The sequence below is a fragment of the Phenylobacterium sp. genome, assembly GCF_046290725.1.
Classification (GTDB): domain Bacteria; phylum Pseudomonadota; class Alphaproteobacteria; order Caulobacterales; family Caulobacteraceae; genus Phenylobacterium.
Genome location: NZ_JBKBUH010000002.1, coordinates 217794 through 229523 on the forward strand (window position 1 = coordinate 217794; position 11730 = coordinate 229523).

Sequence of the window (11730 nt, forward strand, 5' to 3'; positions counted from 1 at the left end):
CGGCGCCGGCCTTAACCGAGCAGCCGCTCTTTAAAGAAGGCCAGGATTTCATCGCGGGCTGCGAGTGTAGGCTGTCCGGCCTCGTCGATGAGATGCACCGTCACCACGCTATGAGGCGTGGTGACGAACTGCTCAAAGAAGGGCGGCTTCGGACCTGGGTTCGCCGCGGCGTCGGGGAGCACGCGAGGCACGAAGCGGTCGCCTAGAGCTTTCTCATAGGCCGCAAACCGTTCAGCCCGGCAGAAGGAATCGCCCTCGAAGCGATAGGCGAGCACCGTCAGCTCTTCCCTCTTGAGGCGCTCGGCCACTGCCTCGAGCTCTTCGGGAGAAATCTCAAGCCCGCCTGGGTCATCCAAAGGAAGGGAGGGTTGGGACACCACTGGCGCGAGCATGGACGGCTCCAGCATCATGGTCAGAGCAAAATTGCCCGTGAAGCACATGCCGATCGCGCCTACCCCTGGACCGCCGCACTCTTCATGGGCGAGCCTCGCCAATGCACGCAGCCACTTGGTGACTGGGCTTGAGCCGCCCGCGCCGAACGCACGGAATTCCGCGCTTACACAGGCGTGGCGAAAGACCCCGGCGGCTTCCTCGGCGCTTGGAACAGCGCCATCTCGCCCAAAGAGCGAGGGCATGTAGACGGTGAAGCCAGCGTCGCGGACCCAGCGAGCGAACCTGGCGACATGAGGGCTAATCCCCGGCATCTCGGTCATGACGATCACGCCAGGGCCGTCGCCCGTCACATGCACCTTCTTTGCGACGTCGAGCAGCGTGATCTCTCGCGCGGCGAAGTCCGACAGGGAATCCGCCTCCAGCAGGCTTTCGGCCATACAGAACCTCCAACACTTGCGGAGAAACTGCGCCTGAGCGATGCTGGCGAACAGATGTCAAAAACGACTATGATCGAGGTGATTTCGCCATGACTGTCGTGGAGGTCCTGGTGCTGCGGGGCGCTTCGCCTTCAAGCGTCGCCATCACGGTCGAGCTCCTGCAGACCGCCAACCAGATCCGCATCGCGTCAGGCCGCCTGCCGCCGTTCAGCGTGCGGCTCACCGGGTCAGGAGCAAAGGCGGCGCAGAGCTATTTCGGCGTTGGGGCCGCGGCGTCTGTTGAGAAGGCGGACGTGCTCGTCGTCCCCGGCCTGGCCTTGACCAACGAGGAGGCGGTCATAGAGGGGCTCAGCCGGAAGGATGCAGTAGCCGCGAGGCGCCGCTTGATGGAGGCCTTCACCCAAGGCGCCGAGATCGCCAGTTCGTGCTCGGCGGTCTTCCTTGTCGCCGCAGCGGGCGTGCTGGACGGGCGGCGCGCCACGACGTCCTGGTGGCTGTCGCCTCTTTTTCGAAGGCTGTATCCGGCGGTGAGCTTGGATACGGACGCCATGGTGGTCACCGACGGGCGCGTCACGACAGCAGGCGCTGCAATGGCGCAGATGGATTTGATGCTCTCGGTTATCGCTCGCCACAGCGATGTCTCACTCGCCGAGCGTTGCGCCCGCTATATGCTGCTTGAAGAGCGAAAGTCGCAGGCGAGGTACATGGCGATCGGTTTCCTCAGCGGCGCCGACGAGCAGATTTCTCGGGCGGAGCGATGGGCGCGCAAGCGTCTTGAAGAGAATTTCCCGATCGGCGCCCTAGCAGAGGCCGCAGGTTTGACCGCCCGGACCTTTGCCCGGCGGCTTGAACGCACTACCGGGCTGTCGCCGGTCCGATTCCTGCAGCGCTTGCGCGTTGAGCGAGCCGTGGAGCTCTTGGAGACCACACGTCTGCCCTTCGATGAGATTGCCCGCCGGGTTGGCTATGCCGAGCCCTCGACGCTGCGGCGACTGCTCCGGCGTGAAGGGGGTTTGGGCGCTCGCGAGATCCGAAGCCTGGTCTGACTCTCCGCGGCCCCCGCCCAGGTCCCGCTGGGAGCTAATTTGACGGAGGCGTTCGCGCAAGACGCAGCGCCATGGCGCGAAGTGTCTCGTGAAGGTCCTCCAGCTCGGGGTGGTGCGGCTTACCCGGCGCCATCAGCAGCGTTGACCCGTCGATCATCACACTGATCGCCGCGGCTCGGCTAAGCGCCTCGCGCTCGCTGAGCGCGGGATTGAGGCCCCGCATCGCGAGGCCCAAGAAACCTCGGTAACGCGTCATGAATAGATCCAAGGTCTTGGCGGCGTCAGGGTCATAGGCTGCGAACGCCCAAAACTGGACCGTGAAGCTTGCCGTCGGCTCTGAGCGAATGTCGTCGAGCAGCCAGTCCAAAACGCCGAGGAAGAGGCGCTCTGGCGCATCGGGCAGGGTGCGGATCCGCTCGCTCAGGTGAAAGCCATACCAGTCCAGTCGGTGTTCGATCACCGCGTGCAGGAGATCTGCCCGAGTGGGGAAGTGGTGCTGCAGCGAAGCGAGGGTCAGTCCCACCTGCTCCGCGGCACGCCGCATGGAAAACGCTTCGAATCCGCCCTTGCGAAGGAGATCCGCCCCAGCTTCCAGGATTTCGGCGGCGCGGGGCGAAGGGATCGGCCGCCGCGCGTGAAATTCAGCAAGATAATCGAGCAACGCCTCTCGCGTGACAGGTTGCTCTGAGACTGCCCCTAAATGCATGAGATACCTTGATAAGTGGCGTGCAGTGCGCGTGCCAGCGAACTCTCTCCGTCGTTCTAGCGCAGGAGAGAGCTTGACTCACCTGTCAACTGACCGGTAACCACCTGTCACCTGACAGGGGGGGCGGCTTTGACCAGGAGAACCACGGTGTCGCGGAGAAGCCTCGCGCTTGGCGCGGTCACAGCCGTAGCGGCTGCGGCGAGCCAAGCGGGAGCGCAGCCCAGGTTGAATGGACCCTGGGATGTTCTCGTCATCGGAGCGGGGTTTGCCGGTTTGGTCGCCGCCCGTGAGGCGTCGCGTCTGGGATGTTCGGTGCTGGTGCTTGAAGCCCGGGATCGCCTCGGAGGCCGTGCGTGGTCCGAGCGCCGCCATGGGCATGTGCTGGAGCTCGGAGGCACCTGGGTGCACTGGAGCCAGCCTTTTGTCTGGACAGAGCTTGAGCGGTACGGCCTTGCTCTTGAGGAGACGCCATCGGCGGTTCCAGAGGAGGTGATCGTCGCGCGCGGTGGACGCCCAGAGCGCCTGAGCGTCCGTGAAGCGGGCGCGGCGCTCTCACAGGCGCTCGCACTCGCGCTCTCCGAGGCTGAGCGCGTGTTTCCCCGGCCTTTCGACCCCGGATTTGCAGCCTCCGAAGTCATGGGCAGGGCCAAGATGTCGCTGGCGGAACGCTTGGCCCAGCTCAATCTGCAGCCGCTACAGGCGGAGTTGCTGAGCGCTTTCTTCGCCACGCTGGGCCACTGCCACCTCGACGACCTCGCGTATGTCGAGGCTTTGCGGGGATGGGCGCTGGCGGGGCGGGATTATGAGCGGTTCAGCGACGCCCTGGCCAGGTACCGGCTTCGCGACGGGACGGGCGCTCTAATTGAGGCGATCCGTGGCGACGCCGATGCGCAAATCAGGCTCTCCTCGCCCGTCGTCAGCGTCGAGCAATCGGCCGATCATGTCCGATTGCAGATAGAAGGGGGGAAGAGCGTACTGGGGCGATCCGTGGTCGTGTCAGCGCCCTTGAACGTCCTTACGGGCATTGACTTCTCTCCACCCTTGAACGCGGCGAAGACGCAGCATGCCCTTGAGGGTCACGCCGGCCGCGGCGTGAAGGGCTATGCAGCAATCCGCCAGAATGTCGGCGTCTTCCAAGGATTCGCGGCAGACCCAGCCCCCATCACCAATGTGATGACGGATGCCTCGGGCCCGCAAGGGTCCCGACTGATCTTCTTCGGGCCAGATCCGTCCCGCTTAAACGCCGGCGATGCCCGCGCCGTCGAGGCGGCGCTAAGGGCCTTTATCCCAGACGCAGAGGTCACCGAGGTCATCTCCCACGACTGGGTGGGAGACCCTTATGCGAAGGGCACGTGGTGCCACTTCAGGCCGGGCCAGACGGCCTACTTTCCTGCCAGCCGAGACCAGGAAGGGCGCGTGTTCTTCGCGAGCGCCGACACGGCCGATGGCTGGCGGGGGTTCATCGATGGAGCGATCGAGCGGGGCCTAAAGGTGGGCCGCGAAGCGGCGCAGTTCACGCCCGGCCTCCGCCGCTGAACGCCGGCTTAAGACAGACAACCAAGGAGGGGATGATGAGCAAGTTGGGTCTCATCGCAGGGGTGGCGTATTCTAGTTTTCTGGCCTCGGCGGGTGTGTCCGCTGCCCAGCCCGCCGACACGCTCGTCGTCGAGGAAGTGGTGGTCACCGCACAGAAGCGGTCCGAACGCTTGCAGGACGTGCCCGTTTCGGTGACGGCGCTCAGCGGAGAAGCCTTGGCTGCTCAGCGCGTGACCCAGATCGATGATCTGGTGAACCGCGTGCCCAATCTCCAGCTCAGCGCCACCTCGGGCGCGAACACGCCGATCTTCGCCCTGCGCGGCGTGTCGATGTCCGACTACAGCCTCAACCAGGCCAGTCCCGTCGCGACCTATTTTGACGAGGTGTACAAAGGGAACTTCGCCCTGTTGGGGGTGGCGATGTTCGACCTTGAGCGCGTCGAGGTCCTGCGGGGTCCCCAGGGCACGCTCTATGGCAAGAACACGACCGGCGGCGCGGTGAACCTGATCAGCCGCACACCGACGTTCAATCAAGCGGCTGACCTTGAGGTCGGATACGGTGCCTACGAGCGATTTGACCTTAGCGGCGCCGTCAACCTCCCTCTCTCAGACCAAGTCGCCGCAAGAGTCGCGTTCACGCGCTCCACGGCCGAGGGGTGGTACCGAAATCGCTATCGAAGCCTGCCAGACGCCAGCGGCATCGATGAGTTCGGAGTCCGGGCGAGCCTTCTATTTGCGCCCAGCGAGGCCGCCCGCTTCGTCGTGCGCGCCTCGACGTCCCTGCAGCGTCCGATCCAGGACGGCATCTATGCTGAGCCTGGCCCGCTCGGAATTGGGGCGGGCGTCTATCAGCTGTTCGGGGAGCCTGGTTATTTCCGGCGCGATCTGGAGGCTCGGGAGATCGAGTCAAACTTCGTAGCTCGACGGCGAGCGCAAACCTACGCTTTTGCCTTGACCTCTGAGTTGCAGCTCTCCGACACCCTCGCTCTGACGGCGGTCAGCTCCTACGACCGAGGCAGTATCTCCATCCCAGAGGATACCGATGGCAGCCCGCTCTCCACACTAGAGCTGCCGTCAGGGGGGAAGGCCACGCAATTTGCCCAGGACTTGCGGGTTTCCGGCGGCGACGGCGCATTCCGCTACCTGCTCGGCGCCTACGCCCATGTGGAAGAAGTGTTCAATCGAAACGAGTTGGGGATCTTCAAGGACCTTGACGTCGACCAGGACGGGCGCGTCACGGCCGCGGACTGCGCGGTGGGCTTCCCATTGGCCTGCCGCGTGCGCAACCGCTTCGACCAGGAGAAACGCAGCTTCGCCGTCTATAGCGACATGAGGTTCGAGCTTACGCCTAGGGTGACCATTAGGGGAGGGCTCCGGTACACTCAGGACCGGGGAGAACTGCGTGGTCTCAGGTCGGAGCTTCGTGGGGTGGACGACGGCCTCGTCGGGGTGCTGATCGATGCGCCGGACGGCCGTGGCTATCGATCGCGGAACCTGTCCGGCAAGGCCGGCGTGGATCTCAAAACGCCCAACGGTGACCTCCTTTACCTCAGCTACAACCGCGGTTACCGCGGCAGCGCTTTCAACGCTCAGGCGCTTTTCGACATCTCTGAGCTCAATGTCGCGAAGCCTGAACTCATCGATGCATTCGAAGCCGGAGCCAAGACCCAGCTTCTAAGCCGCCGCGTCACGCTCAATGGCGCAGCTTTCTACTATCGCTACCGAGATCAGCAGTTTCTGGACATTGACCCAGCCAACTCAACCCAGCGGCTGGTGAACCTTGAACGCTCGCGCATCTACGGCGCTGAGCTTGAGCTTTCGGCGGTGGTGACGGACGCGCTGAGGCTTAGCGCGGGCCTGGGTCTGCTGAACTCCCGCATTGAACGTGGGTCGCTGCGGGGTGTGAGTTTGAAAGGGAAGGTGCTTCCCAATGCGCCTGCTGTGACGGCGAACGCAGAGGCCACATACATCGCCATCGATGACGACCGGGGGCGGCTCACGGGCAGCGTCCATTTGAGTTACGCATCAAGCCAGTTCTTCGAGGTGTTTAACGTGCCGCGACTAGAGCAGGACGGCTATGCCCTGATTGATGCTCGACTTTCCTACGAGCTCCCCGGCGAGCGCTGGGCGGCGTCGATCTGGGGAAAGAACCTCACCGACGAAACCTACTTCACCTCGCGTATCGATCTTCGCGACACCTGGGGCTTTGACTACAACCACCTCGGCGCGCCGCGCACGTTTGGCGTCACCCTGGCCGTCCGCAGCCGCTGAACGCCGGGGCCCCGGGAGCAGGAAGACAAAGCGCGACCGAACTTTGTCGATTGTCGACCTCTCCTCTCACCTGTTCCGCAAGGACGATGAACCAGCTTCGCGAGGAGGCGCTGGATGCGTCAATGGACCATAGATGCCTTCGCCATGCGTCCGTTCGAAGGGAACTCAGCCTGCGTGGTTGAGCCCCTGGACGCCTGGCCGAGCGCAGATTGGATGCAGGCCCTGGCGCGTGAGAACAACGCTGGAGCCACGGCCTTCCTCATGCAGGGCGAGGCTTCGCATCGCTTCGCGCTTCGCTGGTTCACCCCGGCGGTCGAAGTGCCGCTGTGCGGACATGCAACGCTTGCCGCCGCACACGCGCTGTTTGCGCACGCGCGCCTGGACGCGGCCGACCTGGAGTTTCAGACCGCCTCAGGTCTGCTGAAGGTCCGCCGCGACGGCGGCGGCTATGCGATGGCTTTCCCCTCGCAGCCTTCGAGGTCGATCCCCGCGCCGCAGGGACTGGGGGAGGCGCTTGGCGTGGAACCTCAAGAGGTTTGGGCTGGCGCCTATCTTGTGGCGCTCCTGGGCTCGGCCGGCGAGGTCAGGGCGGTTGAGCCCAAACTCGACCAGTTGCGCACGATTTCCCTGGAGTTGGGCGGCCAGGGAAACGTCGGCATCGCGGCGGTCGCGCCGCCCACTGCAGACTTCGACGTCATCGACCGCTTCTTTGCGCCTGGCTACGGGATCCCAGAGGATGCGGCCACGGGGTCCTTCCACTGCATCCTCACGCCGATCTTTGCGCGGAAGCTCGGAAGACAACGCTTGCGCTTCCACCAAGCCTCGCCAGGCCGAGGGGCGCACCTCGAGGGGCGACTCATCGACGGCGGGGTGATGATCTCCGGCTGCGCGTGCACGATCCTCGAAAGCGTACTCCAAACCCATCCCTGAAGACGGAAATCACACTGACATGCTCCCCCTGATGCTGAGAGACGAGATCCCGGACCTGAAGCCGTGGGGCGGCCCAGAGAAGCTGGGCGGCGAAACCCTTGAGGGGGACGTCCAGATCTTCGGAAAGACGATCTTCGGGGAGGGAAGGGGCCAATTGTCCGGCGGTTGGTTTTCCGCTTCCCGGGGGCGCTATCGCCTTATCTACCCCTTCCACGAGCACGGCACCCTGGCGGAGGGCGAGCTTGTACTCACCAACGAGAAGACCGGCGAGACGGTCGCTTACCGACCCGGGGACAGTTGGCTGATAGAGAAGGGTGAGCAGATCGTCTGGGACGTGAAGTCCGAACGTGCGGTCAAGCACTACCTTGTGAGCTTTCAGGAGCTATGAAATGGGGTCAGACGCAGGTGCGGCTCGGGTCCGTGTTCGAGAGGCGGGTGCCAGCGACCTCCCGGGCGTTTTGGCGATCTACAACCAGGCGATCCTTGAGACGACCGCAGTCTGGAGCAACGCGCCAGTCGACCTCAACAACCGGCGTGAATGGCTGAAAGACCGGCAGGTGAGGGGATTCCCCGTCTTGGTCGCCGAGGCTGATGGCGCGGTTTGCGGCTTCGCTAGTTTCGGAGAATTCCGAGCGTGGCCGGGTTACGTCCACACGGTGGAGCATTCGGTCTATGTGGCCCAGGACTGGCGCCGGCATGGCGTTGGCCGTGCCTTGCTCGAAGAGCTGATCGAGGCCGCCAAGACCCTGCAGAAGCACGTGCTGATCGCCGGCATTGAGGCGGAGAATTCGGCTTCACTCAAACTGCATGCCGCCTTGGGCTTCGAGCACGCTGGCCGGCTTCATCAGGTGGGGGCCAAGTTTGGGCGGTGGCTGGATCTCGTCTTCATGGAGCTGAGGCTCGACAGCCGCCCGGCTCCCGCCTGACGGTGGTGGTGAGCACCGGCGAGCTGCCCCGACTTGCGACGAGAGGGCCTCCGTTCCCCACCCAAACATCGAGAGTGTTAGATGAACATCGTCGACGTATGGGCCCAGATCCCCACAGTCCGATTCGCACAAGTTCGCTGGCTTGAAACGCTCCGGCGTTGGACCGGGGATCTGGAGGAGCGTCTCCTCGGAGGCGTCGACCTCACCCTGGAGGCGATGAACGAGGCGGGGGTCTCGATTGCACTGCTCTCGGGCTGGCACGGTCCCCAGGGCGACCTCATCTCCAACGCCGAAGTCGCAAATGCGATTGACCAGGCGCCAACGCGCTTTCGAGGTCTCGCCACGGTCGACCTGTTCGATCCCATGGGTGCGGTCCGCACGATCCGAGAACTCGCATCCGATCCCCGCTTTGTTGGCGTGCGCGTCGTTCCGTGGTTATGGGACTTGCCGCCCAACGATCGCCGATACTATCCCGTCTATGTCGCCTGCATCGAGGCTGGCCTGCCATTCTGCACCCAGATCGGCCACACGGGTCCGCTCTGTCGATCTGAGCCAGGACGACCAATTCCATACTTGGACGACGTGCTGCTCGACTTCCCCGAGCTGACTGTCGTGGGGGGACACGTGGGATACCCCTGGATCGACGAGGTCCTTTCCTTGGCCCGTAAGTATCCAAACTTTTATGTCGACACGTCGGCCTACGCCGTCTCTCGGCTCCCTGCGGCGCTTCTCGAATTCATGCGGGGGCAAGGTCGGACGCGCGTTCTGTTCGGTACCAACTGGCCGATGTTGTCTCCCTCTCGTTGTCTTGATGGCTTTGCCGGCCTCGGCCTCGATGTGGAGGCGGCCGACTTGTTCCTCAACCAAAATGCTCGGCGAGTTTTCAAACTCTCGGTGTAAGCGAAGCTGCCTCTGCAAAACTTGGCGGTAAGCTTTGCACCGCCACACCCATTGTCGACGCGAGCAGGAAGACTCTCATGCAACGAACTGCGCGGTGCCAGTGTGGTAAGGCCTCTTTAACTGTCGCTGGCGAGCCTTCCATGATCACTGCATGCAACTGCACATGGTGTCAGCGACGGTCGGGGAGTGTTTTTTCAGTGGCTTCCAGATGGCTGCTCGAACAGGTGGTCTCACGGGAGGGAGAGCTCTCGACCTTTCGACGGCTTGGGACCTCTGGCGGCCAAGTTTCGGTGAGCTTCTGTCCCACGTGCGCATCCACCGTAATGACCGAGCTAGAGGCGCTACCTGATGTTATCGGGATACCTGTCGGGGCCTTCGCCGATCCGGTGTTTCCCGCGCCTCAGGTCGCCGTTTGGTGCTCTGAAAAGGCGCAATGGGTAGAATTCCCCCGAGAAACTTTGCTGCTGTCTGACCAGTCGCACCCCTTTCATCGCAGCAGGTATTCCCCTGATGCCCAGAAGCCGCCCTGTTAGTCGGCCACTGCCGACCTGACGAGGGCCTCTGGGCCTTGATGAAGGTGTTCGTCCTCTCCGTCAGCCAATCGAAGGCCTCGTCGCGGGCGCGCCGGGGGCGGCGGCAGGGTTAGCGCGCGATGGATAAGCGCGATGAGGGGCGTGATCGACACGCCACGCATCTCAAGGGCTCAGCGGCTGAGTCCGCTCGTGCTCCTAGCGCGCCAGGTGAAGTGCCCCGGGAGGCTCCATGTTGGTACTGCTGTTGGTGCGGGGAGAGAGCGATGAAGCTAACGTGCGACTTTCGTTCAGAGAAACCCTGAAGCTTCGAGTCCTGCCGGGCCCACCAGCGAAGTATTGATTCGACAGTAATCCAGTCATAATTTGAATATATCGACTTTGACAGCGTTGCATTACGAATCGAAGTGGAAGTCAGGGAGATGATTTCTAATTAAAAGATTTGGTCTATGCGATCAGATTGGAATGCAAGTGTGCACCTGCCCTACCGTGAGCGGGGCCGAAACAATCGAAACACTCCCCAATAATTCCGCGGCGCTTCCGATACGCCAACGGCTCATTCGCTTCCTGAACGGACCCAATCAGGAGCAAAGCGATGATCCTCAAGTTTCTCACCAACGGCGCAGACAACGTGAACGGCACGCTGTTCGGCGACGAGATCCACGGCCTCAACGGCAACGACTTCATCAACGGCAAGGCCGGCGACGACCTCATCTTCGGCGATGCGGGCGCCGACGTGCTCTATGGCGAAGATGGCGCCGATTCCCTGCACGGCGGCACCGGCGACGATGTGCTGAACGGCGGCTTTGGCGCCGACCTCCTGGTCGGCGGGCCGGGCGACGACCGCTACTACGTCATCGACCAGGACGTGGTGGACACTCGCCTCTCGCTCGACGCCAACATCGTCTGGAACCCGCTGGCCGCATGGACGCAGACCAAGAACGTCTACGGCTCCCGCGACAAGGTTGTGGAGAAGCCGGGCGAGGGGAACGACACCATCTACACCACGCTGAAGGGCGCGGCCCTGCCGGCCAATGTGGAGAACCTGATCGCCTACGGCGTGCAGAACGACTGGCTCGTCTATTCCGGTAACGAGCTGGACAACCGGATCGTCACCAGCAATGGCGTCGACTTCCTCTACGGCTATGACGGCAACGACACGCTGGACGGCGGCGCCAACGCCGACTTCATGGTCGGCGGCCGGGGCAACGACACTTACATGGTCGACAACGTCGGCGACCAGGCCATCGAGAACCCAGGGGAGGGGATCGATACGGTGCTGGCCTCCATCAGCAGCTACACCCTGGCCGCCAATGTCGAGAACCTGAAGTTCACCGGGACCGGCGGCTTCACGGGCACGGGGAACGACCTGGCCAACCACATCAGCGGGGGCGCCGGCGCCGACGTGCTGTCCGGCGGCGGCGGGGCCGACACCATCCTGGGCTATGAGGGGAATGACGTGATCGAGGGCGGCGACGGCGCCGACATCCTCTTCGGCCACGGCGGGGCCGACCTGATCAAGGGCGGAAACGGCGACGACCAGGCCCTCGGCGGGGCCGGCAACGACAAGCTTCTCGGCGAGGCGGGCGACGATTCGCTCTCGGGCGACGGCGGCTCCGACCAGCTGGAAGGGGGGGCCGGGAACGATCTGCTGAACGGCGGGGAGGGCGCGGACGTGCTGATCGGCGGCCAAGGCGCCGACGTGCTGACCGGCGGGGCCGGGGCCGACGTCTTCGTCTTCACCGCGCTCTCCGACAGCCCGGTGAAGGGCGCGGACCTCATCACGGATTTCCAGGTGCGGATGGACAAGATCGACGTCTCGCGGATCGATGCGAACACCCTACGCGCCGGCGACGACGCCTTCGAGTTCATCGGCCGCTCGGTCTTCACCAAGGCCGGTCAGATTCGCGTATTCCAGGACGAGTACGGCACGCACATCCAGGGCGAGGTGAACGGCGACGGCGTGGCCGACTTCCAGATCGACCTGATGGGTCAGGTTCCCCTGACCTCGCTCGACTTCATCCTCTAACGCCGAAGCGGCCGGGCGCTTCGACTC

General features: G+C 63.7%; 11 protein-coding genes. 9 read left to right on the forward strand and 2 right to left on the reverse strand.

Annotation, left to right across the window (positions count from 1 at the left end; translation table 11 throughout):
- Positions 1-11: 11 nt before the first annotated feature.
- The gene (locus ACK41C_RS12290; protein ID WP_409654608.1) at positions 12-830 is read right to left on the reverse strand and encodes a dienelactone hydrolase family protein; all 819 of its coding nucleotides are present in this window, start codon (positions 828-830) and stop codon (positions 12-14) included.
- Between the two features lie 89 nt (positions 831-919).
- On the opposite strand from ACK41C_RS12290, the gene ACK41C_RS12295 reads away from it, so the two are divergent.
- On the forward strand, positions 920-1876 hold the full coding sequence (locus ACK41C_RS12295; protein WP_409654611.1) for a GlxA family transcriptional regulator: 957 nt from the start codon (positions 920-922) through the stop codon (positions 1874-1876).
- 34 nt (positions 1877-1910) lie between these two features.
- Here the strand turns inward: ACK41C_RS12295 and ACK41C_RS12300 are convergent, their stop codons facing one another.
- Positions 1911-2537, reverse strand: coding sequence for a TetR/AcrR family transcriptional regulator (locus ACK41C_RS12300; RefSeq protein ID WP_409654613.1), 627 nt, complete (start codon positions 2535-2537; stop codon positions 1911-1913).
- 270 nt (positions 2538-2807) lie between these two features.
- Between ACK41C_RS12300 and ACK41C_RS12305 the strand changes: the two genes are divergently transcribed.
- From ACK41C_RS12305 to ACK41C_RS12340, 8 genes are all read left to right on the forward strand, one after another.
- Positions 2808-4118 carry a flavin monoamine oxidase family protein gene (locus tag ACK41C_RS12305; protein WP_409654616.1) on the forward strand — a complete coding sequence of 437 codons (1311 nt, stop codon included), beginning with the start codon at positions 2808-2810 and terminating at the stop codon, positions 4116-4118.
- Between the two features lie 35 nt (positions 4119-4153).
- Complete coding sequence (locus tag ACK41C_RS12310; protein WP_409654618.1) at positions 4154-6388, forward strand: TonB-dependent receptor; 2235 nt, start codon at positions 4154-4156, stop codon at positions 6386-6388.
- A gap of 114 nt (positions 6389-6502) precedes the next feature.
- Positions 6503-7318, forward strand: coding sequence for a PhzF family phenazine biosynthesis protein (locus ACK41C_RS12315; protein WP_409654621.1), 816 nt, complete (start codon positions 6503-6505; stop codon positions 7316-7318).
- 19 nt (positions 7319-7337) lie between these two features.
- On the forward strand, positions 7338-7706 hold the full coding sequence (locus tag ACK41C_RS12320) for a cupin domain-containing protein (protein WP_409654624.1): 369 nt from the start codon (positions 7338-7340) through the stop codon (positions 7704-7706).
- A 1-nt stretch (position 7707) separates the two neighbouring features.
- Positions 7708-8244 (forward strand): N-acetyltransferase family protein, encoded by a 537-nt coding sequence (locus ACK41C_RS12325; RefSeq protein ID WP_409654626.1) that lies wholly within the window; start codon positions 7708-7710, stop codon positions 8242-8244.
- Between the two features lie 81 nt (positions 8245-8325).
- Positions 8326-9144, forward strand: a complete 819-nt coding sequence (locus ACK41C_RS12330; protein ID WP_409654628.1) for an amidohydrolase family protein — start codon at positions 8326-8328, stop codon at positions 9142-9144.
- 140 nt (positions 9145-9284) lie between these two features.
- Positions 9285-9677 carry a GFA family protein gene (locus tag ACK41C_RS12335; RefSeq protein ID WP_409654631.1) on the forward strand — a complete coding sequence of 131 codons (393 nt, stop codon included), beginning with the start codon at positions 9285-9287 and terminating at the stop codon, positions 9675-9677.
- A 592-nt stretch (positions 9678-10269) separates the two neighbouring features.
- Positions 10270-11703, forward strand: a complete 1434-nt coding sequence (locus ACK41C_RS12340; protein WP_409654634.1) for a calcium-binding protein — start codon at positions 10270-10272, stop codon at positions 11701-11703.
- Positions 11704-11730: the final 27 nt, after the last annotated feature.